The sequence below is a fragment of the Mycobacterium sp. AZCC_0083 genome, from assembly GCF_014202335.1.
Lineage (GTDB): Bacteria > Actinomycetota > Actinomycetes > Mycobacteriales > Mycobacteriaceae > Mycobacterium.
Window position 1 is genome coordinate 252,042 of sequence record NZ_JACHGP010000009.1, and the last position, 24,100, is coordinate 276,141.

At 67.1% G+C, this 24,100-nt stretch carries 23 protein-coding genes; 6 read left to right on the forward strand and 17 right to left on the reverse strand.

All coding sequences use genetic code 11. The features are described from left to right. Window positions 1–26: 26 nt before the first annotated feature. The 7 genes from smc to sepIVA form a co-directional block, all read right to left on the reverse strand. A complete protein-coding gene (gene smc / locus HNP02_RS23370; protein ID WP_184442856.1) occupies window positions 27–3,641 on the reverse strand; it encodes a chromosome segregation protein SMC in 3,615 nt (1,204 codons plus the stop codon). A 27-nt stretch (window positions 3,642–3,668) separates the two neighbouring features. After that, window positions 3,669–3,956, reverse strand: coding sequence for an acylphosphatase (locus HNP02_RS23375; protein ID WP_184442857.1), 288 nt, complete (start codon window positions 3,954–3,956; stop codon window positions 3,669–3,671). Beyond that, window positions 3,943–4,359: an OsmC family protein gene (locus tag HNP02_RS23380; protein ID WP_184442858.1), complete on the reverse strand. Its 417-nt coding sequence runs from the start codon at window positions 4,357–4,359 to the stop codon at window positions 3,943–3,945. The genes HNP02_RS23375 and HNP02_RS23380 overlap by 14 nt, the downstream gene beginning before the upstream one ends. Window positions 4,360–4,448: 89 nt before the next feature. Beyond that, window positions 4,449–5,297, reverse strand: a complete 849-nt coding sequence (gene mutM / locus HNP02_RS23385) for a bifunctional DNA-formamidopyrimidine glycosylase/DNA-(apurinic or apyrimidinic site) lyase (protein WP_184442859.1) — start codon at window positions 5,295–5,297, stop codon at window positions 4,449–4,451. A 5-nt stretch (window positions 5,298–5,302) separates the two neighbouring features. Then, the gene (gene rnc, locus HNP02_RS23390) at window positions 5,303–6,010 is read right to left on the reverse strand and encodes a ribonuclease III (protein WP_184442860.1); all 708 of its coding nucleotides are present in this window, start codon (window positions 6,008–6,010) and stop codon (window positions 5,303–5,305) included. After that, window positions 6,007–6,624: a DUF177 domain-containing protein gene (locus HNP02_RS23395; protein WP_184442861.1), complete on the reverse strand. Its 618-nt coding sequence runs from the start codon at window positions 6,622–6,624 to the stop codon at window positions 6,007–6,009. Before HNP02_RS23395 ends, rnc begins: the two co-directional genes overlap by 4 nt. A 48-nt stretch (window positions 6,625–6,672) precedes the next feature. Further along, window positions 6,673–7,410 (reverse strand): cell division protein SepIVA, encoded by a 738-nt coding sequence (sepIVA, locus tag HNP02_RS23400; protein WP_184442862.1) that lies wholly within the window; start codon window positions 7,408–7,410, stop codon window positions 6,673–6,675. Between the two features lie 150 nt (window positions 7,411–7,560). Between sepIVA and HNP02_RS23405 the strand changes: the two genes are divergently transcribed. Further along, entirely contained in the window at window positions 7,561–8,256 is a 696-nt protein-coding gene (locus tag HNP02_RS23405) for a hypothetical protein (RefSeq protein WP_184442863.1), read from the forward strand. Window positions 8,257–8,266: 10 nt separating this feature from the next. On the opposite strand, the gene coaD is transcribed toward HNP02_RS23405, so the two are convergent. Genes coaD through HNP02_RS23435 form a run of 6 tightly spaced genes read right to left on the reverse strand, consistent with a single transcriptional unit; the run spans window position 8,267 to window position 15,471 of the window. Then, window positions 8,267–8,743 carry a pantetheine-phosphate adenylyltransferase gene (coaD, locus tag HNP02_RS23410; protein WP_184442864.1) on the reverse strand — a complete coding sequence of 159 codons (477 nt, stop codon included), beginning with the start codon at window positions 8,741–8,743 and terminating at the stop codon, window positions 8,267–8,269. An 11-nt stretch (window positions 8,744–8,754) separates the two neighbouring features. Then, window positions 8,755–9,333: a 16S rRNA (guanine(966)-N(2))-methyltransferase RsmD gene (gene rsmD, locus HNP02_RS23415; RefSeq protein WP_184443002.1), complete on the reverse strand. Its 579-nt coding sequence runs from the start codon at window positions 9,331–9,333 to the stop codon at window positions 8,755–8,757. Next, window positions 9,330–12,719, reverse strand: coding sequence for a pyruvate carboxylase (locus HNP02_RS23420; RefSeq protein WP_184442865.1), 3,390 nt, complete (start codon window positions 12,717–12,719; stop codon window positions 9,330–9,332). The genes rsmD and HNP02_RS23420 overlap by 4 nt, the downstream gene beginning before the upstream one ends. Window positions 12,720–12,754: 35 nt before the next feature. Beyond that, on the reverse strand, window positions 12,755–13,378 hold the full coding sequence (locus tag HNP02_RS23425) for a vitamin K epoxide reductase family protein (protein ID WP_184442866.1): 624 nt from the start codon (window positions 13,376–13,378) through the stop codon (window positions 12,755–12,757). After that, the gene (locus HNP02_RS23430; protein WP_184442867.1) at window positions 13,375–14,301 is read right to left on the reverse strand and encodes a thioredoxin domain-containing protein; all 927 of its coding nucleotides are present in this window, start codon (window positions 14,299–14,301) and stop codon (window positions 13,375–13,377) included. Before HNP02_RS23430 ends, HNP02_RS23425 begins: the two co-directional genes overlap by 4 nt. A 33-nt stretch (window positions 14,302–14,334) precedes the next feature. Further along, window positions 14,335–15,471: an alpha/beta hydrolase gene (locus tag HNP02_RS23435; protein ID WP_184442868.1), complete on the reverse strand. Its 1,137-nt coding sequence runs from the start codon at window positions 15,469–15,471 to the stop codon at window positions 14,335–14,337. Here HNP02_RS23435 and HNP02_RS23440 point away from each other — a divergent pair. The 3 genes from HNP02_RS23440 to HNP02_RS23450 are packed head-to-tail and all read left to right on the forward strand — an operon-like array spanning window position 15,470 to window position 18,188. Then, the gene (locus tag HNP02_RS23440; RefSeq protein WP_184442869.1) at window positions 15,470–16,318 is read left to right on the forward strand and encodes an aldo/keto reductase; all 849 of its coding nucleotides are present in this window, start codon (window positions 15,470–15,472) and stop codon (window positions 16,316–16,318) included. The two genes, HNP02_RS23435 and HNP02_RS23440, sit on opposite strands and share 2 nt — an antisense overlap. A 5-nt stretch (window positions 16,319–16,323) precedes the next feature. After that, complete coding sequence (locus HNP02_RS23445) at window positions 16,324–17,175, forward strand: aldo/keto reductase (RefSeq protein WP_184442870.1); 852 nt, start codon at window positions 16,324–16,326, stop codon at window positions 17,173–17,175. A gap of 8 nt (window positions 17,176–17,183) precedes the next feature. Beyond that, a complete protein-coding gene (locus HNP02_RS23450; RefSeq protein WP_184442871.1) occupies window positions 17,184–18,188 on the forward strand; it encodes a squalene cyclase in 1,005 nt (334 codons plus the stop codon). Here the strand turns inward: HNP02_RS23450 and HNP02_RS23455 are convergent. Continuing rightward, on the reverse strand, window positions 18,155–19,129 hold the full coding sequence (locus tag HNP02_RS23455; RefSeq protein ID WP_184442872.1) for a threonine/serine dehydratase: 975 nt from the start codon (window positions 19,127–19,129) through the stop codon (window positions 18,155–18,157). The two genes, HNP02_RS23450 and HNP02_RS23455, sit on opposite strands and share 34 nt — an antisense overlap. A gap of 403 nt (window positions 19,130–19,532) precedes the next feature. On the opposite strand from HNP02_RS23455, the gene HNP02_RS23460 reads away from it, so the two are divergent. Together HNP02_RS23460 and HNP02_RS23465 are read left to right on the forward strand one after the other, a co-directional pair. Continuing rightward, on the forward strand, window positions 19,533–20,081 hold the full coding sequence (locus tag HNP02_RS23460) for a hypothetical protein (protein WP_184442873.1): 549 nt from the start codon (window positions 19,533–19,535) through the stop codon (window positions 20,079–20,081). Between the two features lie 17 nt (window positions 20,082–20,098). Then, a complete protein-coding gene (locus HNP02_RS23465; RefSeq protein ID WP_184442874.1) occupies window positions 20,099–20,932 on the forward strand; it encodes a hypothetical protein in 834 nt (277 codons plus the stop codon). A 21-nt stretch (window positions 20,933–20,953) separates the two neighbouring features. Here HNP02_RS23465 and HNP02_RS23470 read toward each other — a convergent pair whose 3' ends face one another. The 3 genes from HNP02_RS23470 to recG are packed head-to-tail and all read right to left on the reverse strand — an operon-like array spanning window position 20,954 to window position 24,099. Then, on the reverse strand, window positions 20,954–21,133 hold the full coding sequence (locus HNP02_RS23470; RefSeq protein ID WP_255506841.1) for a hypothetical protein: 180 nt from the start codon (window positions 21,131–21,133) through the stop codon (window positions 20,954–20,956). Between the two features lie 27 nt (window positions 21,134–21,160). Next, complete coding sequence (locus HNP02_RS23475; RefSeq protein WP_309241665.1) at window positions 21,161–21,862, reverse strand: HNH endonuclease family protein; 702 nt, start codon at window positions 21,860–21,862, stop codon at window positions 21,161–21,163. After that, window positions 21,859–24,099 carry an ATP-dependent DNA helicase RecG gene (gene recG / locus HNP02_RS23480; RefSeq protein WP_184442875.1) on the reverse strand — a complete coding sequence of 747 codons (2,241 nt, stop codon included), beginning with the start codon at window positions 24,097–24,099 and terminating at the stop codon, window positions 21,859–21,861. The genes HNP02_RS23475 and recG overlap by 4 nt, the downstream gene beginning before the upstream one ends. Between the last annotated feature and the right edge of the window lies 1 nt (window position 24,100).

Genomic DNA, 24,100 nt, shown 5'->3' on the forward strand with positions numbered 1-24,100 from the left:
GGGCGCCTCGGCCTTACCAGCCACAACTACCCCCCGGTCGCTTCGCTCTTGCCCGCCGAAATCAGCTCCTGGCCGCGCATCCTCTGCGAGATCACCGTCGTGATGCCGTCGTCGCGCATCGTCACGCCGTACAGCGCGTCGGCGATCTCCATCGTCGGCTTCTGGTGTGTGATCACGATCAGCTGGGAAACCTCGCGCAGCTGCTCGAACAGACTGATCAGGCGGCGAAGGTTGACGTCGTCCAGCGCAGCCTCGACCTCGTCCATGACGTAGAACGGCGACGGACGGGCGCGGAAGATCGCGACCAGCATCGCCACGGCGGTCAGCGACTTCTCGCCACCGGACAGCAGCGAGAGCCGCTTGATCTTCTTGCCGGGCGGGCGGGCCTCCACCTCGATGCCCGTGGTGAGCATGTCGTCGGGGTTGGTCAGCAGCAGCCTGCCCTCACCGCCGGGGAACAGCGTCGCGAAGACCTGGGTGAACTCCCGCTCCACGTCGGCGTACGCCTCCGCGAAAACCTGCAGGATGCGGTCGTCGACGTCGGCGATCACATCGAGCAGGTCCTTGCGCGCGGCCTTCACGTCCTCGAGCTGGGTGGACAGGAAGTTGTACCGCTCCTCCAGCGCGGCGAACTCCTCCAGCGCCAGCGGGTTTACCCGGCCGAGTTCGGCGAGTTCGCGTTCTGCCTTCTTGGCGCGCCGTTCCTGGGTGGGCCGGTCGAACGGCAGAGGAGCCGGCGCGGTGACCTGCTCGCCGCGCTCCTTGGCCTGTTCGTACTCGGCCATCTCCAATTCGGTTGGCGGCAACGACACCTCGGGCCCGTATTCGGCGACGAGGTCGGCGACGGCCATGCCGAACTGTTCGAGGGCATGCTGCTCGAGTTGCTCGATGCGAAGCGCCGCTTGGGCTTTGGCGACTTCGTCGCGATGAAGCGCGTCGGTGATGGCGGCGATCCTGGTGCTGAGCTCGTTGACCTCGGCGCGCGCCTTGGTGAGCGCCTCGCCGCGATGGGTACGTTCGACGGCCAACTCGTTGCGGTTGCGCTCGGCCACCGCGACGGCAGACGCAAGCCTCGCGGCCACCAGGCGTCCCGATTCGGCGACCGCCGCCGCAACCGTCGCGGCGTGCTGGCGGGCGTCACGCGCCCGCTGTGCACGCATCCGCGACTCCCGCTCGGCCGCGGCAGCCCTGCGCAGCGAATCCGCCTTGCCGCGAACGGCATTCGCGCGTTCTTCGGCGGTGCGCACGGAGAGCCGGGCCTCCACCTCGGCAGAGCGGGCGGCCTCGGCCGCGGCCGTCGACTCCAGGCGATCGACCGGCTGGGACTCCATCGTGGGTGCCTGTTGCGCATTGTGCAGACGGGTCTCGAGCTCGGTCAGTTCCTCGACCGTGGCTACCCGGCCCATCTCGAGCTCGTCGCGCTGCTTGATCAAACGCTGCCATTCGTCCTCGGAGGCCCTGGCGTCCTGACCAAGTCGGCCGAGCTGCTCGTAGATCGACGAGATCGCGGCATCGGATTCGTTGAGCGCGGCCAGCGCCTGCTCGGCGGAGTCCTGCCGCGCCGACTGCTCGGCGAGCGCGCCCGACAACGCGGCCGACAGCTCGCGGGTCTGCCGCTCGCTGGCTTCGAGTTCGACGCGGGCCTTCTCGATCTCCGAGGTGATCTCCAGGGTGCTCGGCTTGCGATCGGAGCCGCCGTTGACCCATCCCGCACCGACGATGTCGCCGTCCGTCGTCACGGCACGCAGTTGCGGACGCGTCGCGACGAGGTCGAGCGCAGCGCCTAGGTGGTCGACGACCACAACCCTTGCCAGCAGAGCGGTGAACGCGCCACGCAGCCGCGCTGGGGCGTCGACCAGTTCGAGGGCCCACTGCGCACCGTCGGGCAACGGACCCCCCGAGTCGCCATGCGGGGCAGCGTTGTCGGGCCAATCGCCGAGCACGATCGCGGCGCGTCCGCCGTCGCGGTCCTTGAGTGCAGTGACCGCCGCACGGGCGGCACCGAAGTCGTCGGCGGCGAGGGCGTCAGCGGCCGCACCCAGCACCGCGGCCACCGCCACCTCGTAACCGGGGCGGACCCGGACCATCTTGGCGACGGAGCCGAAAAGCCCTGGGCCGGTGTGGTTCTCCTGCAGCCAGGCCGCGCCGTCCTTGCGGTCAAGGCCAACCGACAGCGCGTCGATGCGCGCCCGAAGCGAGGCCACCTGTCGTTCGGCGCCGCGTTCGGCCGCTTGTAATTCGGCTACCCGCTCGTCGGCCAGCCGCAGGGCGGTGACGGTGCGGTCGTGGTGATCGTCGAGGCCCACCTCGCCTGCGTCGAGCTCGCCGACGCGCGCCTGCACCGTCTCGAACTCGGCCTTCGTCACCTGGACCCGGCTCGCGGACTCCTCGATGCCCACCGACAGCCGCGCGACGCCCTCGTCGATCGACTCGACGCGGGTGCGCATGGTGTCGACCTGGCCTGCGAGCCGGGCCAGCCCCTCCCGACGATCGGCTTCGGCGCGGGTCGCGGCCATGTGCGAGCGTTCCGCTTCTGCCGCAATGCTTTCGCGCTCGGCGAGCTCAGCGCGAGTTGCCTCGAGCAGTTCCTTCGACTCGTTGAGTGCGGCGATGAGTTCCCGTTCGCGGGCGGCGACCTCTTCGGCTTCGGCCTCAAGGGCCTCCGGGTCGGGGCCGGAGGATGCCTCGATGCCGATCTCGAGGTGCTGGGCGCGCTCGGAGGCGATCCGGACCGTCGCAGAGAGCCGTTCGGCCAACGCCGACAGCCGGAACCACGTCTGCTGTGCCGCTTCGGCCCTCCCGGTGAGACCCGACACTGCAGACTCGTGGGCCGCCAGTTCGAAGGTCGCCTCGTCCAGGCGGGTCGCGAGGTCGTCGTGATCCTTGCGCAGCGTCGTCTCGGCCTGGTTGGTGTCGTCGAACTCGGCCTGCCGTTTGACCAGGTCGTCGGCCGCCAGTCGCAGCCGGGCGTCGCGCAGATCGGCCTGGATGGTCTGGGCGCGGCGGGCCATCTCGGCTTGCCTGCCCAGCGGCTTGAGCTGGCGGCGCAACTCGGTGGTGAGGTCGGTAAGGCGCGCGAGGTTGGCCGACATCGAGTCGAGCTTGCGGACCGCCTTCTCCTTGCGCTTGCGGTGCTTGAGCACACCAGCGGCTTCCTCGATGAACGCCCGGCGGTCCTCGGGGCGGGATTCGAGGATCTCGGACAACTTGCCCTGACCGACGATGACGTGCATCTCGCGGCCGATGCCGGAGTCGCTCAGGAGTTCCTGTACATCCATCAATCGGCAACTGCTGCCGTTGATCTCGTATTCGCCGGCGCCGTCGCGGAACATGCGCCGCGTGATGGACACCTCGGAGTACTCGATCGGCAGTGCGTTGTCGGAGTTGTCGATCGTCAGCGTCACCTCGGCGCGGCCCAGCGGCGCCCGCGACGACGTGCCTGCGAAGATGACGTCTTCCATCTTGCCGCCGCGCAGTGTCTTGGCGCCCTGCTCGCCCATCACCCACGTCAAGGCGTCGACGACGTTGGACTTACCCGATCCGTTGGGCCCAACGACGCAGGTGATACCGGGTTCGAAGCGAAGAGTCGTCGGCGACGCGAAGGATTTGAAACCCTTCAGCGTCAGACTCTTGAGGTGCACGACGTGCCACACTACCGCCGCGTCGGGCTATCTCTCGCCGAAGCCCACGAACGGCTCCGTGGTGTCGGACCAGTCCGCCACCACGGTATCCACGCTGCCTGGGGTTTCGCCGCTCCGCAGCAGGTCAAGCAGTCGCTCGCAGGACGCCCGCGGACCCTGCGCGACGACGTGCACGCGCCCGTCCTGCTTGTTGGCGGCGAACCCCGTCAGCCCCAGTTCCAACGCCCGGGACCGGGTCCACCACCGGAAACCCACACCCTGGACGTAGCCGTGCACCCAGGCCGTCAGCCGGACCTCTTGGTCAGGATTGGCCACTATTGGTCACTTCGAACGTGACCTCGGTGCCGGACTTCAGGGTCCGTCCCACGGTGCACACCTTGTCGATGGACCGTTCGACCACAGTCTTCAGCTTCACGATCTCGTCCTCGGACAGTCCCGACAGGTCGATGACGAGGTTCTCCTCGATGAGCGGATAGCGCTCCCGAGCGCGGTCGGCGGGGCCGGACACTTTGATCGTCGTCTGGTAGTCGTCGCCGAGCCGGCTGCGCAGCGGATGGTCGCTGCTCATCCCGCTGCACGCGGCCAACGCGATCTTGAGCAGCTCGCCGGGGGTGAAGACGCCCTCGACGTCCTCCGACCCGATGAGCACCTCCGCGCCCCGCGAACTGCGGCCGGTGTAGCGGCGCACGCCCGTGCGCTCAACCCAGAGATCCGTCATGTGGTTCCTTTCCTATCGCGAGCGCGCGTGTTTGCACACGACACGCCGCGAAAAACCAGCAGTCTGCGCGCGCTCGCGCCGTGTTGAGATCAACGTCGTGGTCGCGGCTGGCATTTCGGGCAGTAGTACGACGAGCGGTTCATGAACTTCTCCCGTCGCATCACCGCGCCACAGCGCCCGCATGGCTCACCCTCGCGGCCGTAGGCGTCCAGCGAGCGTTCGAAGTAACCGGACTCGCCGTTGACGTTGACGTACATCGAGTCGAACGACGTGCCGCCCTGGTCGAGCGCGTCGCGCATGACGTCACCCGCATGGTCAAGGATCGCGCCAAGCGTGGGCTTCGACAACGTCGAGGCCAGCCGTGCGCCGTTGACCTTCGACCGCCACAGCGACTCGTCGGCGTAGATGTTGCCGATGCCCGACACGACGGTCTGGTCGAGCAGCTGGCGCTTGATCTCGGAGTGCTTGCCCCGCAACACCTTTACCACCGCGGCACGGTCGAACAACGGGTCGAGAGGATCACGGGCGATGTGTGCGACCGGCTCGGGCACCTCGGTCCCGTCGACGGTGACGAGATCGGAGAGCATCCAGCCACCGAACGTGCGCTGGTCGACGAAGCTCACCGTGGTGCCGTCGTCGAGAAGCGCCGCAATCCGCAGATGTTCGGGCTTCGAGACGGGCCCCAACAGCATCTGCCCACTCATGCCGAGATGGACCACAAGGGCCTCGTTGTCGCCGAGGGTCAGCCAGAGGAACTTCCCGCGCCGACCGGTGCCGGTGATCGTCGAGTCGAGCAGCCGTGCGGTGAGATCGGCGGGGCCGGCCTCGTGTCTGCGGACCGCGCGGGGATGGTGCACCCGCACCGCGGTGATGCTGCGGCCGGTGACGTACGCCTCCAGTCCGCGCCGAACGACCTCGACCTCGGGCAGTTCAGGCATTCAACTCAAGCATCCTCGGCCGGCGCCGCTTCCAGCGCGGCGTACGCAGCGGCGGCCGCCTGTTGTTCAGCCTCCTTCTTGGTCCGGCCGCTACCTTCTCCGTAGTCGGAGCCGTTCACCACGGCGCGCGCGGTGAAGTACTTGTCGTGTTCGGGGCCGGTCGAGGTCAAGACGTAGGACGGCACGCCGATCCTGCGCGCCGCCGAGAGCTCCTGCAGGCTGGTCTTCCAATCCAGTCCGGCGCCGAGAGTGGCCGCGGTTTCCAGCAATTCGCCGAACAAGCGGAGAATGACCTCGCGGGCCACCTCGTGTCCGTGTTCGGTGTACGTCGCGCCGAGCAACGACTCCATGCCGTCGGCAAGAAGGTTCGCCTTCTGCGGTCCGCCACTGGCGAGCTCTCCTCGGCCCAACAGCAGATATGAACCGAGACCGTCGTCGGTCAGCTCCCGAGCGATCTGCGCGAGCGCCTGGGTGTTGACGACGGCGGACTTCAGCTTGGCCAGTTCGCCCTCGGTGCGGTCCGGGTACTTGGCGAAGATCTCCGCGGTGATGACCAGCCCGAGCACGGCGTCGCCGAGGAACTCGAGCCGCTCGTTGGTCGGCAGGCCGCCATTCTCGTAGGCAAAGCTGCGGTGCGTCAGCGCCACGGTGAGCAGTCCATCGGGCAGCTCCACGCCCAGCGCCTTGAGCAGCGGCGTGCGGTCGACCGTCACGCAGGCCCTCCGGGCTTTGCCGGATCCTCGCCGTTCGGTTCGGAGGTCGGCTTGGAGGGAAACACAGCTGCAAGCTTCGCCCAGCGAGGGTCGATCAGGTCGTGCTGATGATCTGGTTCGGCGTCGGCGAGCCGCACGCCGCACTGCGGGCACAGGCCGGGGCAGTCGTCTTCGCACACCGGGGAGAACGGGAGCTCGAGGCCGATCGCGTCGATGATCGGCTGTTCCAAGTCGATGGTGTCGTCGACGACGTGACCGACCTCGTCCTCCTCGGTGGTGGCCTCGGTGGCGCTGTCCGGGTAGGCGAACAACTCCGTTAGGTGGATCTCGACGTCGCCGGTAATCGGGGTGAGGCAGCGCGCGCACTCCCCCGTCGTTGGTGCCGCAACGGTCCCGGTGACCAGCACGCCTTCCGATACCGACTCCAGCCGCAGGTCGAGTTCGACGGGTGCGCCCTTTGCGATGCCGAGCAGTGCGATGCCGATGCGCGCCGGTGCGGTCACGGTCTCGGTGAGCTCCACCATCGAACCCGCCCGGCGGCCGAGCCGGGACACGTCGATCACGAACGGCGAGTGCCAGTCGCTCCTTCTTCGATGTCCCGACTTCGCTGCCATGGCGGCAATCTTAACGGCGGCGCATGCTGCGCCCAGCATGTCCGGAGGTCAGCGCTGGGCGTAGTCGTGCGTGCCCGCGGCCGTACGCAGCTGATGGCGACCGCGGCCGACCGAGCGCAGCGTGCCGTTCAGGTACTCCTCGAACTCGGCGAGCTTGCTGTCGACGTAGATGTCACACTCCCCGCGCAGCCGGTCCGCCTCGGCGTGCGCCGTGTCGACGAGCCGGGTTGCCTCGTTCGTCGCGGTCTGAACGATCTCGGTCTGCGACACCAGACGCTGCTGCTCCTTGATGCCCTCTTGAACGGCCTTCTCGTAGGAGAGGTTGCCGTTCTCGATCAGCCGGTCGGCCTCGGACTTCGCGCGTCCGGTGCTGGCCTCGTACTCACGCTTCGCGGCGACCCCGATGCGATTGGCCTCGTCGCGGGCCTCGGCGACCATGCGGTCACTGTGCTGACGCGCCTCGGCGACCATCCGGTCGGCTTGACCCTTGGCGTCGGCGAGCAGACGGTCGGCGTCACTGCGGGAATGGTTGATCAGCGAGTCGGCCTCGGCCGTTGCCGTCGCGACCATCGAGTCGGCGTGCTCCTTGGCGTCACGCAGCATCGCGTCGCGGGCGTCGAGCACGTCTTGGGCGTCGTCCAGCTCCCCAGGAATGGCGTCCTTGATGTCGTCGAGCAACTCGAGGACGTCGCCCCGGGGCACCATGCAACCTGCGGTCATCGGGACGCCGCGGGCTTCTTCCACGATCGCGCCGAGCTCGTCGAGCGCTTCGAATACTCGGTACACGGCAAGATCCTCCACCACTAGTTGATGGTTACCAGTGTGCCTGGTGTTACGCCTGTGACTATGTTTGCCGCGCCGGTGTGTCGCGGTGTTCTCGTCCAGATCTGGGACATTGACCCTGTTCGGCGCTCTCTACGAGGTTGAATTGGCCGAATGGACGCCGTTGCCGAGCCCGAGCCATCAGAGGCCGAACCAACCCCGACGCCCGCGAGCCCGAGCCCACCGCAGCCTGCCACCCCGGCCGAGACCAGCCTCGAACACGAAGTGAGGATCGCGAGTCGCAACGGCCGATGGGCGTTGATCGCCGCATTGTGTGCGGCAATCGTGTCCGGCGCCGTGTCGGCCGGATCGGCGATCTACGTCAACACGAATCAACTGGACCGCAGCGCAAACCTCGCCGCGCAACAGTCCGTTCGCACGGACAGACAGAAGGCATACCTCGACTTTCTAACTGCGTGCAGCGACTACTTGGGCCAGGTCGGTGTGCTGAAGGGCGTACTCGCTACGCACACCGCGGACCGCGAAGCCCTGAAATCGGCCATCAACGGAGCAGCGTCCCAAGGAGGAAAGGCGCTCAACAGCTCACTTGGCGTGCTGCTGGCGGGAAGCCATCCAATGGCGGAGATCGTTCCGGGTTTCGCAACCGTGGTCAGCGACTTCTCCGGTCAACACATGACCCCGTTCATCCTTCGATATCTCACGCCGGGAGGGGCTGGCGAAAACGATGATGCGGGGATGTTGCGCGACGAAGCATCCATGTCAGGTGCGATCGACAAGCTCATCGACGCGGCAGGCACCGTCTACACCGAGGTGCTTGATCAAGCGCGAATCGACCTCGGGTTCACCTGACCCGGCGGAATCAGCGGTCGAGTTTGGCCCGTAGCCGTTGGTTCACCGGTTCGGGCAGCAGCCCCGAGACGTCGCCGCCGAGGGTGGCCACCTCCTTGGCGAGCGAGGACGACACGAACGAATAGCGCGGGGTGGTGGCGACGAAGAAGGTGTCGACGCCCGCGACGTGCTTGTTCATCTGCGCCATCTGCAGTTCGTACTCGAAGTCGGTGCCGGTGCGCAGGCCCTTGACGATGGCGGTCAGACCGCGCGACTTGACGAAGTCGACCACCAGACCCGAGCCGGCTTCGACGCGGAGGTTCGGCAAGTGCGCGCACGCTTCCTCGATCATCGCGATGCGCTCGTCGACGGTGAACATCCCGGCCTTGTTGGGGTTGACCAACACGGCAACCACGACCTCGTCGAACTGAGCAGAGGCGCGCTCGAAGACGTCGACGTGGCCGAGGGTCACTGGATCGAAGGATCCCGGGCATACGGCGCCACTCATGGTGGACGAGGCTACGCGATCTCGCCGAATTCGAGGCGGGTGTCGCCGTAGCGGCGCTCCCGTCCCGGCGTCCAGCCCGCCGGCCACGTCAAGGCCGGGCCGGAGGCGGCGCGCTCAACGACCGCGATCGCTCCGTCCGCCACCCAGCCGCGGTCGACGAGGGCCGCAAGCACGGCCTCGACGTCGGCGGCGGCCACCTCGTACGGCGGATCGGCGAAGACCAGGTCGACGGGCCGCGTCGTACCGCCTGCCAGCACGGTGGCGACGGCGGCCGAGCGGACCGTGCCACCGGTGATGCCAAGCGCGGCGAGGTTCTGGGTGATGACGGCGGCCGCCCGCCGGTCGGACTCCACGAACGTCGCCGATACCGCGCCTCGCGACAGCGCTTCGATGCCGAGCGCACCAGATCCCGCGTACAGATCGAGCACTGTGGACCCGGCCAGCGCCATGCGCGCGTCGAGCACGTTGAACAGCGACTCCCGGACCCGGTCGGTGGTGGGACGGGTACCCGAGCCACCCCGGCCTCCGGAATTGCTCTGCGGCACCGCGATTCGGCGACCGCCGAACTGGCCGCCGACGATCCGGGTCAGCTGACCACCACCAGCAGGTCACCGCCCTCGACCTGAGCGGTCGCCGCTACGGCCACCCTCGCGACGGTGCCCGCCTTGGGTGCGGTGATGGCCGCCTCCATCTTCATGGCTTCGATGGTCGCGATGGTCTGGCCTGCGGTCACCTTCTCGTCGGCAGCCACGTTGACGGTGACGACGCCTGCAAACGGTGCGGCCACGTGATCCGGGTTGGTCCGGTCGGCCTTCTCGGCGACGGGGACGTCGACCGCGATGCTGCGGTCGCGCACCACCACTGGCCGGAGTTGGCCGTTGATGATGCACATCACCGTGCGCATGCCGCGTTCGTCGGCCTCGGAGATCGCCTCGAGCCCGATGATGAGGTCGACGCCCTTGTCGATCTGGATGCGATGTTCGTCGCCGTGGCGCAGGCCGTAGTAGAACTGGTTGGCACTGAGCCGCGACGTGTCGCCGTAGATCTCGCGGTGGGCCTCGAATTCCTTTGTCGGACCGGGAAACAGCAGCCGGTTGAGCGTGGCCTGACGGTCACGGCCTGGCTCGGCAAGAGCCGCACCGTCCTCGACGGTCAGCGACGCGGTCGGCTTGGCCGGTGAGCGCCCGGCCAGCGCCTTGGTGCGCAACGGCTCGGGCCATCCACCCGGCGGATCACCCAATTCGCCGCGGAGAAAACCGATCACGGACTCGGGGATGTCGAATCGCGCCGGATCGGCCGCGAACTCGTCGGCCGTTGCGCCCGCGCCGACGAGGGCGAGCGCGAGGTCTCCGACGACCTTGGACGACGGCGTGACCTTCACCAGGTGACCCAGGATGCGGTCGGCGCCCGCGTACGCGTTCTCGACGTCCTCGAACCGGTTCCCCATCCCGAGTGCGATGGCCTGCTGGCGCAGGTTCGACAGCTGACCGCCGGGGATCTCGTGGGAGTACACCCTGCCGGTGGGAGCTGGCGGACCGGACGCCGCAACATCAAAGGGCGCGTACACCTTTCGCAGGGTCTCCCAGTACGGCTCGAGATCGCAGATGGCCCGCAGCGACAACCCGGTGTCGTACGTGGTGTGCGCCGCCGCCGCAACGATGGAGCTCAACGCGGGCTGGCTGGTGGTCCCTGCCAGCGGCGCCGCGGCACCGTCGACCGCGCTGGCGCCTGCCTGCCACGCTGCGGTGTAGGTGGCCAGTTGCCCGCCAGGCGTGTCGTGGGTGTGCACGTGCACGGGCAGATCGAACCGACTGCGCAACGCCGCGACCAACGTCGTCGCCGCGGGCGGCCGCAGCAGTCCCGCCATGTCCTTGATCGCCAGCACGTGTGCACCCGCATCGACGATCTGCTCGGCCAGCTTGAGGTAGTAGTCCAACGTGTAGAGCGTCTCGGCGGGGTCGGACAGGTCGCCCGTGTAGCTCATGGCGACTTCGGCGACCGCCGAACCGGTTTCGCGCACCGCTTCGATCGCAGGACGCATCGAATCGACGTTGTTCAACGCGTCGAAGATGCGGTAGATGTCGATGCCCGTTTCGGTCGCCTCCTGCACGAACGCCGAAGTGACCACCTCCGGGTACGGGGTGTAGCCGACGGTGTTGCGTCCACGCAGCAACATCTGCAGGCAGACGTTGGGCACTGCCTCACGCAGCGCCGCCAGCCGCTCCCACGGGTCTTCCTTCAGAAACCGAAGCGCCACATCGTAAGTCGCGCCGCCCCAACACTCGATGGACAGCAGCTCCGGCATCATCCTTGCGATGTACGGCGCGACGACCAGCAAGCCGGACGTGCGGACCCTGGTCGCGAGCAGCGACTGGTGCGCGTCGCGGAACGTGGTGTCGGTCAGGCCGACGGCAGGCGAGTCCCGCAGCCACGTCGCGAAGCCCTCTGGGCCCAATTCGGTCAGGCGCTGCTTGCTGCCGGGCTGCGGCACCGTCTGCAGATCGAACTCGGGCAGCTTGTCCTGTGGGTAGACCCTCTCCTGGCCGCCGTACGGCGTGTTGACGGTGACCTCGGCGAGGTAGTTGAGCATCCGCGTGCCGCGGTCGGCGGGAATGTGCGCCGTGAGCAGGTGCGGTCGTTCGTCGATGAACGACGTGGTGACCCGTCCTGCCCGGAAGTCGGGGTCGTCGACGACTGCCTGCAGGAAGGGGATGTTGGTCGACACTCCGCGGATCCGGAACTCCGCCAACCCGCGGCGGGCGCGCGTCACCGCGGTGGTGAAGTCCCTGCCGCGGCACGTCAGCTTCACCAGCATCGAGTCGAAGTGCGCGCCGATCTCCGCGCCGAGGTTCGTTCCGCCGTCGAGCCGGATTCCGGCGCCGCCGGGTGAGCGGTAGCCGGTGATGCGGCCGGTATCGGGCCGGAAGCCGTTGCCAGGGTCCTCGGTGGTGATCCGGCACTGCATGGCGGCACCGCGGACCTGCACCGAGTCCTGGCTGAGGCCGAGGTCCGCGAGGGTCTCCCCCGCGGCGATGCGCAGCTGGCTGGCCACCAGATCGACGTCGGTGATCTCCTCGGTGACGGTGTGCTCGACCTGGATGCGGGGGTTCATCTCGATGAACACGTGGTTGCCGCGCTCGTCGAGCAGGAACTCCACGGTGCCCGCGCAGGTGTAGCCGATCTGCTTGGCGAACGCGACGGCGTCGGCGCACATCCGATCCCGCAGTTCGGCTGGCAGGTTCGGGGCAGGCGCGAGCTCGATCACCTTCTGGTGGCGGCGCTGCACACTGCAGTCCCGTTCGAACAGATGGATGACGTTGCCCTTGCCGTCGGCAAGGATCTGCACCTCGATGTGGCGCGGGTTCACGACGGCCTGCTCGAGGTAGACCGTCGGATCACCGAACGCCGACTCGGCCTCGCGGCTGGCCGCCTCGATGGCCTCGGCGAGCGCTTCGGGTTCGGCGACCCGCCGCATCCCGCGGCCGCCTCCGCCGGACACCGCCTTCACGAACAACGGGAACTGCATGTTCGCCGATACGCCGACGAGTTCCTCGACCGACGCCGACGGCTCCGATGACGCGAGCACCGGCAGGCCGGCCTCCCGCGCCGCGGCGATCGCGCGGGCCTTGTTGCCCGTCAGCTCCAACACGTGGGCACCAGGGCCGACGAACGTAATGCCCGCCTCGGCGCACGCTGCGGCCAATTCCGGGTTCTCCGAAAGGAATCCGTACCCGGGATAGACGGCGTCGGCACCCGCGTGCTTGGCGACGCGGATGATCTCGGAGACCGAGAGGTACGCGCGGACCGGGTGGCCAGTCTCGCCGATCTGGTATGACTCGTCGGCCTTCAGCCGGTGTGACGAGTTGCGATCCTCGTACGCGTAGACCGCAACCGTCGAGATGCTCATCTCATAGGCGGCTCGGAATGCGCGGATGGCTATCTCACCGCGGTTGGCGACCAGGAGTTTGGAGATCACGCGTTACTTTAACCTCCCGCCAAGGCCGACTTCGCTCAGATGAGCGTCGACCAGTAATCCCAGAAGCGCACCAGAATCAGCAGAATCAGCCCGGTGAACCACAGCGCGACCAGCGACCAGCGCCACTGGTGAAGCGCGCGTACCACGCCCGAGGTGGGGGGCACGGCGATCGACGCAACCACCACCAGTAGCGGAATCGTCACGGTCCAGACCACCATGCAGTACGGGCACAGCGCGCCGATGGTGTAGAGGCTCTGGTAGATCAGCCAGTGGATGAAGACGACGCCCAGTGTCGTACCCACCGCGAGCCCGGCCCAATACCACCGTGGCAGCGGCACTTTGGCGATGGCCAGCACACCGCTGACCACCACCACGGAGAACGCCACGATGCCGATCAGCGGGTTCGGGAAGCCGAATGCCGCCGCCTGCGGGGTGACCATGACCGATCCACACGACAGCACCGGGTTGATGCTGCAGGACGGCACGTACGCGGGGTTTTCGAGCAGCTTGATCTTCTCGATGGTCAACGTGAACGCCGCGGCGAGTCCAACGACACCGGCGATGAGCACCCACACTGCGCTCAGGGTCGGCACGCTGTCCGCGGAGCGGTCGGCCGACGGATCGGCAGACGGCTCCAAACCGGCCGCGGTATCGGTCACGGCGTCGGTGCGCCTGGTGCGGCCGGAGCGGGAGCGGCCGGTGCGGCCGGGGCGCCGGGTTCCGCCGGCGCCGGTGCTTCTGGCGCACCTGGTGCGGCCGGGATTCCTGGTGCGCCAGGAGAGCCGGGGGCGACCGCTCCGGGTCCACCGACCTGCGGCGGGACGACGGCAGCCGGCGCCGTCGTCAGGCCAGGCACGTCACCGACGATCTCCTTGATCTTGGCGACCAACGCGTCGGGCGTGGAGTACTGGTAGTCCTCGCCGTTGATCCGCACCGTCGGGGTGGCGTTCACCTTCGTCGCCCCCGCGAGGCCGTTCACCATGTCGACGTAGCGGCCGCCGTTGATGCAGTCGGGCACCTTGCCGACGACGCCGGCCTGACGCGCGGTCTCGATCAACTGCGTATTGGTCGGGAACACCGAACCGGTCTCGCTGGGCTGCTGGGCGTACATCGCCGCGTGGAACCGTCGGAACGCCTGCTTGTCCGGGGTCTTGTCTTCGTCGGCCACGCAGTACGCCGCAGCGCCGGACCGCGACGAGTAGTTCTGGTTGGCCGGTCGGTCCAGGATCGCGACCATGTAGTAGTCGGCGGCGATCGCGCCGCTCTCGATCAGCTGGCTGATCGTGTTGCCGAACCCTTGCTCGAAGCGGCCGCAGACTGGGCAGAGGAAGTCCTCGTAGAGCGACAGCACGGCCTTCGGCTCGGTGGTGCCCTCCTTGGTGATCAGCTTGCTCGAGGCCACGCGGATCGACTTCGCCTCGCCACCGGACGGCTTCTTGTCGCCCGACATCACGATGTAGAGCACCAGGGCCACGGCGAACACCACGACGACCGCGGTGAGGCCGATCTGGATGAACATGTTGCGCCGGCGATCGGCGGCCTTCAGGTCGTAACTGGCGTTCTTCTTGGGTTTCGTGGCCACGCGGACAAGGGTACCGGCGTGGTGCGAGGCGTCTCAGCCGCGGCTCAGGTGAGCCTTCAGCGCCGACACGAAGTCGGCGGTCGCGGTGGCGCTGCCGCCGCCGAGTGGGAAGAAGTTCGCGAAACCATGGACCAGTGACGGGTACTGCCGATGGTCGACGGTCACCCCGGCCGCGGCCAACTTGGCGGCGTACTGATCGCCCTCGTCACGCAGCGGGTCGAAACCGCCGGTGAGCAGCAGCGCGGGCGGCAGGCCCGAGAGGTCCTCGGCGAGTAGCGGCGCCACCCGTTGGTCCGTGTCGTCGATCGATGCGCCCTCCAGGTAGTTGGCCTGGAACCAGCCCATGTCCTTCTTGGTCAGGAAGAAGCCTTCGGCGAACAGCGTCTTGGACCTGGTTTCGGAGTTCAAGTCGGTGACGGGGTAGATCAGTAGCTGCAGCGCGGGCAGTTGCACACCGTCGTCGCGCGCCTGCAGCGACACCACGGCGGCGAGGTTGCCGCCCGCACTGTCGCCGCCAACCGCGACCCGCGCGGGGTCGGCGCCGAGTTCGGCCGCGTGCTCCAGCGCCCATCGGTACGCGGCATAGCAGTCCTCTCCCGCCGCGGGCGCCTTGTGCTCCGGCGCGAGCCGGTAGTCGATGGACAGCACGTGCACGCCGGCGTCGCGGCAGATCAGTCGACACAGGCCGTCGTGGGTGTCGATGTCGCCGAGCACGAAGCCGCCTCCGTGGAAGAAGACGAGCAACGGCTCCGTCCCGCGCGTGTTGACGGGCACGTAATGGCGGGCGCGGATCGTGCAGGCCGGACCGGGTATCGACACGTCCTTCACGCCGACCGCGATCTCCCCGTCGACCATGGCGGCCAGCTTGCGCAACTGCGTGCGCGCCACCGACACGTCCCAGCTGGCGACCAACCCGTCGAGGCCGGCAGACCGTTGTGCGGCCAGCATGAGTTGCAGCGTGGTGTCCAGGGTGTTGCCGTCGATCGTGATGGATCGTCGGCGCGTCAACAGCCGTTTGACCGGCTTGGGAATCTTCGGCAGCGTGCGCAACACGACACGGCTGGCGGCGTTGACCGCGGCCATGCGGACCCGACCGGGCTGATCCCCCGACTGTGGTGTGGTGAGCGGCGATCCGGCGTGCGCAGCCTCTGCTGGCAGACTCTTCGTCATGGCTAGTCCTTCACATCCCTCGGTTCTACTCAACGACGGCAATTCAATACCCGTCATCGGCTTGGGTGTTTGGCAGACACCCCCCGACGAAACCGAACGGGCCGTCGGCGCGGCGCTGGCGGCGGGCTACCGGCATGTCGATACCGCCGCAGCGTACGGCAACGAGGCCGAGGTCGGACGGGCCCTGAGCAGCGCAGCCGACTCTGGCATCGCGCGTTCGGACGTGTTCCTGGTGACCAAGCTGTGGAACTCCGAACAGGGCTACGACAAGACGCTGAAGGCGTTCGACGCCAGCCTCGCGAAGCTGGGTGTCGACGACCTCGACCTGTACCTCATCCACTGGCCGATGCCGAAGGCGAACTCCTACGTCGATACCTTCAAGGCGTTCGCACATCTGCGCGACCAGGGCCGCGTGCGCTCCATCGGCGTCAGCAACTTCGCGCCCGAGCATCTGAACATTCTGATCGACGCCACGGGAATCGTCCCGACGGTCAATCAGATTGAGCTGCATCCCCTCCTGCCGCAACGCGAACTGCGGGAGCTACATGCCCGCCTCGGCGTGGCTACCGAGGCGTGGAGTCCGCTGGGCCAAGGCTCGCTGCTGCAGAACCCCACCGTCGTCACGCTCGCCGACGCCCACGGCAAAACGCCAGCGCAGGTGCTGATTAGGTGGCACATCCAGCTCGGTAATATCGTCATCCCGAAATCGGTGAACCCCGAACGGATTGTGAGTAACTTCGACGTGTTCGACTTCGAGCTGAGTGAGCAGGACATGGCGTCCATCGCCTCGCTCGAGGACGGCACCCGACTGGGACCCGATCCACGGACGTTCAACTTCACAGGATAGGTGACATGACTTCGGCGGCAGCGATACCCAGCCCGATACCCAATGTCTCTCTCAACGACGAGAACACCATCCCGGTCCTCGGTGTCGGCGTCGGTGAGCTGACCGAGGCGCAAGCCGAACACGCCGTCTCGTCCGCCCTGGAGATCGGCGTCCGCCTGATCGACACCGCGGCGGCATACGGCAACGAGGCGGCGGTGGGCCGGGCCGTCGCCGCGTCGGGGATTCCGCGCGCCGAGATCTTCGTGACCACGAAGCTGGCCACCGAGGACCAGGGCTTCATGAAGGCGCAGGACGCGTGCAAGGCGAGCCTCGAGCGCTTGGGCTTGGACTACGTCGACCTCTATCTGATCCACTGGCCCGGCGGGGACGCGGGCAGGTACGTCCACAGCTGGGGCGGCATGATGAAGGAGAAGGAAGACGGCCGCGCCAAGTCCATCGGCGTCGCCAACTTCACCGCGGAGGACCTCTCGAACGTCATCGACCTGTCGTTCTTCGTCCCGGCGGTAAACCAGATCGAATTGCACCCGCTGCTCAATCAAGCCGCGTTGCGGGCGGCCAACGCCGAGCACGACGTCGTGACCGAGGCGTACGGGCCGCTCGGCGTCGGCAAGCTGTTGGAGAACTCGACCATCCAGTCGATCGCCGGTGAGTACGGCAAGTCCGCTGCGCAGGTGCTGATCCGGTGGAGCATCCAGCTCGGCAACGTGGTGATCTCGCGCTCGTCGTCCGCCGAGCGCATCGCCGAGAACTTCGACGTGTTCGACTTCGAACTGGCCGCCGAGCACATGGACCAGCTGAACAAGCTTGACGACGGCACTCGGTTCCGGCCGGACCCCGAAACCTACACGGGCACCTAATCCTCGTCATGGCGGACGAGGCCCTGGCCGGGTGGCTCCTTGACTCCGATCCGGCACTGCGCTGGCAGGTCGAGCGCGACGTCGCGCGGGAACCTGCCGAGGTCTGGGAGGCGACGCGGGCAAGGGTCGCGAACGAAGGCTTCGGCAAACGCCTTGTCGCGCTTCAGGACTCGGATGGCCAATGGGCCGGCGGTGCGTTCTTCCCCGCGGACTTCGACTTCGACGGCCCCGAAGGGGAAGAAGGCGCCGGGCAGCCATGGACGGCGACGACGTGGACGCTGAACTCACTGCGGGAGTGGGGCCTCGACCCGGCGGGTCTGCGCGAGCACCGCACGGCCGAGTTCCTCGCCGAGAACAGTCGCTGGGAGTACGAGAACCTGCCGTACTGGAGCGGCGAGGTCGACTGCTGCATCAACGCCTGGACGGTCGCGAACGGGTTGTGGCTCGGCGCCGACATCACCGGCATCGTCGATTGGTTCGTCGAACATCGACAATCCGACGGCGGCTGGAACTGCGATTGGGTCGAGGGTTCGACCCGGTCGTCGTTCCACTCCACGCTCAACGCGCTCAAGGGACTGCTCGCCTACGAAGCCGAGACCGGAGGTAGCGACGCGACGCGCGCTGCCCGGCGTTCCGGCGAGGAATACCTCTTGGAGCGCGGCTTGTTTCGCAGGCTCTCCACGGGCGAGCCGGTCGCGCCGTGGGTGGACCTCTTCGCCTATCCCCTGCTCTGGCGGTACAACGTGCTCAACGCGGCCGAGTACTTCCGCCAGGTGTCGCTGCTGGACGGCGTGCGCCCGGATCCTCGGATGGCCGACGCGATCGAGCTCATCCGTGCCGCGAGGCAGCCCGACGGCACCTGGCTGCAGTCCGGTCGGCTACCAGGGCGAGTGTGGTTCGAGGTCGACGTACCGGCAGGCGAGCCATCGAAGTGGCTGACGCTGTACGGGATTCGCGTGCTCGACTGGTGGGACTCCCATCAAGCTCGGAGTCCGGGTTTCACCCAACGGTGATATGCATCTAGGTCGACGTTGCTGCCGCACACGATGGTGACGACGTGTCGGCCGGCGAAGCGGTCACGGTCTTCGAGGATCGCCGCGATGCCGAGCGCGGCCGACGGCTCGGCGACGAGGCCGGCGCGATCGAGGAGCATCCGCATACCAGCGATGATCGACGCCTCCTTCACCAGCACGGCGTCGTCGACGACCAGGAGGAGGTCGTCCAGGACTTCCGGGATGGGATGCCGGCCTGCGACGCCATCCGCGATGGTGTCGGTCGTGTCGGTGGTGACGACGCGCCGTTGGCGCCACGAGTGGGTCATCGCCGGTGCGCCAAGTGGCTGGACGCAGATCACCTCGACGTCGGGCGCCAGGGCCTTCATCACGTGACCCACTCCGGTGGCCAGCGCCCCGCCGCCGAGAGCAACCAGGACGGCGTCGAACGACGGTGTGGTGTCTACCAGTTCGAGGCCGATGGTCGCCGCGCCGTCGCAGGTCTCGACGTCGAGGCTGTCTTCGACCAGCCGAATGCCCTGGTGGCGTGCCAGGGCTGCCGCCCGCTCGCGAGCCATCTCGATGTCGCCGTCGACCAACTCCAACGTGGCACCCAACGAGCGGATGCGATCGAGCTTGGCCGCAGACGCAATGCGGGATGCCACGACCGTGATGTCGAGCCCCCTGCTGCGACCCGACCACGCCAGGGCCTGGCCAAGGTTGCCTGCGCTGGCGCACACTGCGGCTCGCGAGCCATTGTCGGCCAGCAGGCTCGCGACGATCTCCGTGCCCCGAGCCTTGAAGCTGCGCACCGGGTTCGCCGTTTCGAGCTTGATGCTCACCGTGCACCCGAGGTCGGGCTCCAACGCTTCGCAGCGGTACAGCGGAGTGTCGAGGAATGTCGGGTCGATTACCGCGCGAGCCGCCCGGATCCGAGCAGTGTCGAGGCGCGTCTCCTGCACGACACAGCAGCGTAGCGCCACCGGCGCCACGTGCCGAATGCCGCTTGTTAATCCACGGCTGAGTCAATTTCAGCGTAACGTCACGCGCACTCAAGCCCGCAAACGGAAGAGGACTTTGATGCGAAGGATTGCCATGGCCGTCGTCGCGGGATCGATTTTGTTCGGCTCGTTGGCGAGCGCCCAGACCGCGACTGCTGCGCAGGTGACACACGATACGAATGTCACCGTGTACCCGCAGGCTCCGAGGCCGACAGTGCAGGGGCTCGATTGTGCGGGTGGGACAGGCAGGATGGGCTGTGGGCCGGGATGGTTCTGGCGCGACGGCTGGCGGGGTTTTGCGTGCTACCCCTGCTGACGCTGGCGCGAAATCACCTGAAAATCCTCGGATAGGAGCACGTCGCCCATGAAACGACCCGTGATCGCGATCGGCGGTCTGACAGCCTCCGCACTGTTGGCAGCCGGCATGACGATCGGCGGATTCAGCCCTGCCGCAGCGCAACCCGGCGACTTCGGCGCCATACCCATCAGTCCGAACGTCATCACGGATTCGGCGGCCTATACCGCCGCTGCACCGGTGCTCGATCCGAACGGTCAGCCGGGCGTGACGACGGTCTACACCCACCGTGACAACACTCGGCAGATAACCAACACCATCCTTGTTCTGCCGGACGCTCAGGCAGCGACGGCCGAGCTCAGCCAGATACAGAGCGGACTGGGCGAAAAGGTCAGCAACGGAAAGGCGCAACCGGCGGCGGTCGGAACTGGCGGAACCGTGGTTTCCGGGCTCTCCCCCGATGGCACGAAGTCCGTCAGCGTGCTGCTGTTCACCGAGGGCAATGCTGCCGCGTCAATCGAATTCGAGGGACCGAAGAACGATTCCGTCCCGATGGACATGGTCGTCGACTACGGCCAGAAACAGGACACGGCAATCAGGGATTCGCTGCCGTCCTGACCGGTGGGACATTCTGAATGACTGGTCCGGCGCCGCAGCCCGGCACTTATAACCCCGGCAAAGCCGGCAGCGTCATTGACGCATTCCTCGACTCGCCACTCTCCGGAATCGCTCCGTGGGTGTTGTTTTCGTTGTTCGCGACTCCGGGCCGGTACGAGGAGGCGGTTTGCGCGGCCTTGGGGTTGACGCTGCTGATGTTATGGGTCGGCAGTCGGCGGGGTATCAGCATTCATTCCCTCGAGGTGTTCGGCGTGGTGTTCTTCGCCATCCTGGCCGTCGTGGGGTTGACCGCTACAGCCGGGACCATCCGGTGGCTCGAACTCTGGGCCGGTGAACTAACGAACGTCGCCCTGGCTCTCTTCGCCTGCGCGACACTAATCGCTCGCAGGCCGTTCACCGTGGCCTACGCCAAAGAACGTGCTCCGCAAGAGTATTGGGACAGTGCGCTCTTCCTGCACATCAACTACGCGATCTCGGCAGTGTGGGCGGCCGCATTCACGGTGTCGGCGATCGTCGGCTTCATCGGGGATGTTGCCCTTCATGATTCCAACAACTTCTGGACGGGCTGGGTGCTTCAGATCGCCACCCTGTTCTTCGCTCTCGCGTTCACCGAGTTCTATCCCGCCTACGCCGGGGCGAAGGACGCCGCCGACCGAGGAGAGCCGGAGGAGGTTGCACCACCGATCTCCGCCCTGTTCGACTGGGTGCCGACGTTCATTCTGGCGGCCGGCGTCTTCGGCTGGGTCACCAACGCAGTACCTGACGCCGTCGGCATCGGCATGGTCGTCTTCGGAGCTGGTGGAACCGGGCTGATCCGAAAGTTCTCCGCGAAACCCGAACCGTCGAAATGATCCGAGGCGCCAACGGCTGGGCTACCAGCCAGGCAGGATGAAGATCGCCCACGCAAGCAGCGGCGCCACCGCGATCATCGACACGCCCCAGCGCAACAACTGGCTCAAGACGCGGTCGCGATCCTCTCTGCGGCATTGGCCACGATGAGCGCGCCGCTGGTCGAGAACGGTGACGCGTCGACGATCGAGAACGCCAGGCACACGAGACCCATGGTCGAGCGGGTGACACTAACCCGTAGGGCAGGTTGCAGCCGCGTCGCGCAGCACCACCGCCGACGGTTGGTCGATCGGCAATCCATAACCACGCAACACCTCGGCGAACTGCACCGAGTACTGACACCAGAACGCATGATTGGGCGGCATCCACACCGACGGCTGCCCGTCCCCCTTGTCCTGGTTCGCCTTGCCTTGCACCGCAAGCAGATTCGCCGGGTCGTTGGCGAACCGGGTGCGCAGCTCGTCCGTCCAGAACCGGGCGCCCAGATCCCACGCCAGAGCCAGCGGCACGATGTGGTCGATCTGCACCGACGCGCCGACCTGATGGCCGCGGGTGAAGGCGATGACGGCGTTGGTATACGGGTCGTGCAGGGTGCCGGTCGCCACCGCACTCGGGCACCGCTTGATCGAGGTGTACGTCTTGTCCAGCAGGTCGCGATCGAGGACGTCGTTGCGGGTATCGCAGCCATTGTGTCCACCGGGAGCGGCGTTGTCATCGGTCCAGCTGTCACCGAAAGCCGCTCGGCGGTAGTCATTTCCACGAATTCTCACCGGGATCTCGGCGATGCCCGCAAGCACGTCGACGCCAGGGGCGACGGTAGGCACGTCGGCCTCCGCGACGAACCGGCCGGCACGATCGGTCGACATCATCACCTGGATCGCCACCACCACGGCGAGCAGGACCCCGGCCGCCAGCCACGCCCACCGCTTCACGACTTGTCCAGATACTCGACGGCCTCGGTCTCGCTGAATGGAGCTGCCAGGACGGCGATCCCGCGATGGCGGGCCAGCGTGGGATCGTTCGCATACACCGATTCACAGAATGCGCGTGCAGCCTCGATGATCTCGCGGTGATCGGCCAGCGACAGCAGCTTCAATGTGATCGGCCGGCCGGACTGGCTGAGGCCCAGCACGTCCCCCTCACGTCGTTCGGCGAGGTCGAGGTCGGCCAGTTCGAAGCCGTCCTGGGTGGCGGCGACGGCCTTGATCCGCACGCCCGCTTTGGATCCCTCGGGCAGATTGGTGACCAGCAGACAGAGGCTCGCGTGACTGCCCCGACCAATCCGACCGCGCAGCTGGTGAAGCTGACTGATGCCGAATCTGTCGGCGTCCATCACGACCATGACCGTCGCGTTCGGCACGTCGACACCGACCTCGATCACGGTGGTACACACCAGAACGTCGACCTCACCGGCGCGGAAGGCCGACATCACGGCGTCCTTCTCGTCGGCGGTCAACCTTCCGTGCATGAGCCCGAGACGCACGCCGGAAAGCTGGTCGTGGCCGAGGTTCTGGAACAGCTCGAGCACGGTGACGGGAGGCGGGCCGCCGCCCTCTTTGCCCTTGGCCGACCCGCCCTTGTCGGTTTCGTCGATCCGGGACGCCACCACGTAGGCCTGCCGTCCCTCGGCGACCTCCTCGGCGACCCGCTGCCACGCGCGGGCCAGCCACTGCGGCTTCTCCTTGGCGAAGATCGTGTTGCTGGTGATCGGCTGGCGCCCGCGAGGCAGCTCCCTCAGCGTCGACATCTCGAGATCGCCGTACACCGTGAGCGCCACGGTGCGCGGAATCGGCGTCGCGGTCATCACCAGCAGATGCGGAGTGACGCCACCGGCAGCCTTGGCACGCAACCGATCCCGCTGTTCCACGCCGAATCGGTGCTGCTCATCGACGACGACCATGCCGAGCCGGTGAAAGTCGACGGCATCCTGCAGGATCGCATGCGTGCCGATGACGATGCCCGCCTCACCGCCCATTACCTCTTCGCGCACCTGCCGCTTCTGTTGAGCCGTCATCGATCCAGTAAGCAGTGCGACGCGCGTGGCCCCATCGGCACCGCCGAGCTGACCCGCCATGCCGAGTGGGCCGAGCACGTCGCGGATCGACCGGGCATGTTGGGCGGCAAGCACTTCCGTCGGCGCCAGCAGAGCGCACTGGTATCCGGCGTCGACCATCTGCATCATCGCCAGTACCGACACGATCGTCTTGCCCGACCCGACCTCGCCCTGCAGCATCCGGTGCATCGGCCGGGTGGACGCGAGCTCCTCGGTCAGCACCTCGAGCACGTCGGCCTGGCCCTGGGTCAACTCGAACGGAAGCGCGCTGCGCAGCGTGGCGGCCAGCCCGTCGGTTCTCAACGGCGCCGGTGGACCCGTCTCGCTCAGCTCGCTGTACCTGCGTTCGACCAGCGCCCATTGCAACCCGACGGCCTCGTCGAAGGCAAGCCGGCCCCTGGCCCGGTCGCGGTCCTCCACACGCTCGGCCAGGTGTATCGCGCGAAGCGCTTCGTCTTCGGAGCACAGATTCCAAAGCTGTCGAACACTTTCGGGCAACGGATCCTCGACCGGATCGAGCACGGCCAGCACCTGGCGCACGCACGCGAAGATGTCCCAGCTCTGCACCTTGGCACTGGCCGCATAGATCGGGAAGTAGTCCCGTTCGAACGCCGCCAGCAGTTCGGCCTCGTCGTCAGCCCCCTCGGCGATCTTGGCCAGCGCCTTGCTGCCCTTGCCCTGTCCAGACCCGTCGAGCACCAGGAATTCCGGGTGAGTCAGCTGCATGACATCGCGGAAGTACGACACTTCGCCGGACAGCATCACCCGGACACCCTTGGGCAATTGCTTGACCAAATAGTCGGCGTTGAAGAAGGTGGCCGTCACCTTGGGCCTGCGGTTACCCAGCGTGACGATCGCGTACTTGCGTGGCCGCTTGCCCGGCTGTGGCTTCATCGGCTTGGTGACCACGTCCGAGATGACGTCGACGAAGGTGACGTGCTCACCCGCTTCGAGTTCGAGGTCCTCGCCTTCACCTCGCACCGTCATCCCGTCGCTGTACTTGCGCGGATAGTGGCGCAGCAGATCGTCGACGGTCCGGATGCCGAAGTGCTCGTCGAGCGACTTCGCAGCCTTCGCGCCGATGACGTGGACGAGACCGTCGGTGAGGGCGACCACG